Origin of the sequence: Aedoeadaptatus nemausensis, from assembly GCF_903819165.1 — a bacterium.
In the GTDB taxonomy this organism is placed as follows: Bacteria; Bacillota; Clostridia; order Tissierellales; family Peptoniphilaceae; genus Aedoeadaptatus; species Aedoeadaptatus nemausensis.
This window is the reverse complement of the sequence record NZ_CAIJCS010000006.1, coordinates 1-734: the sequence shown is the minus strand read 5'-3', so window position 1 is coordinate 734 and position 734 is coordinate 1. Positions and strand designations below refer to the sequence as shown.

Below are 734 nucleotides of genomic sequence, written 5' to 3'. Positions count from 1 at the left end.
AATCAGAACCACCGGCTTAGCCGGTGGTTTGTTATGCCCCTATAAGGGGCTGTTACCGGCAGCACTCTCGTGCTCTGAGTTTCTTCCTCTTGCAACAAATCCCCAGTTGGCGCTAAAGCGCCTGTTCTTATACTTTATTTGACCTGCTGACCCGTAAACGGATCTATGAATTCTTTCATGCTTATCTGATCCGCCAAATAATCCTCTTCCAATTGATTCTTGATATATTCTTGGATCTTTTTCGCATTTTTTCCTGCAGTGTCTACGTAATAACCTCTACACCAGAAATGCCTATTTCCATATTTATACTTTAGATTTGCATGCCTATCAAATATAATCAAGCTGCTTTTTCCTTTTAAATAGCCCATGATTTGAGAGACGCTATATTTTGGCGGAATCTCCAATAGCATATGGATATGATCGGGACAACATTCTGCTTCGATTATATTGATTCCTTTTCTTTCGCATAGGTCTCTTAACGTTTTTCCTATGTCTTGTTTTAATTTTCCATATATGACCTGTCGCCTATATTTTGGCGCAAATACAACATGATACTTACAATTCCAACTTGTATGTGCTAAGCTGTTCTTGTCCATATGGATACCTCCTTGATATTTTATTGCCGATAACACAATAATTTTATCATAGGAGGTTTTTTTACTTAAAGCTAAAGCTTTTTATGCCTACCACCAGCATAGCTGGTGGTTTATTCATGCTAAAGCGCACAATAAAAA

General features: G+C 38.0%; 1 protein-coding gene. It reads right to left on the bottom strand.

Annotated features, from left to right (window positions below):
- Positions 1-134: 134 nt before the first annotated feature.
- Positions 135-596, bottom strand: coding sequence for an IS200/IS605 family transposase (gene tnpA / locus PEPTYR26121_RS00135; protein WP_180498041.1), 462 nt, complete (start codon positions 594-596; stop codon positions 135-137).
- Positions 597-734: the final 138 nt, after the last annotated feature.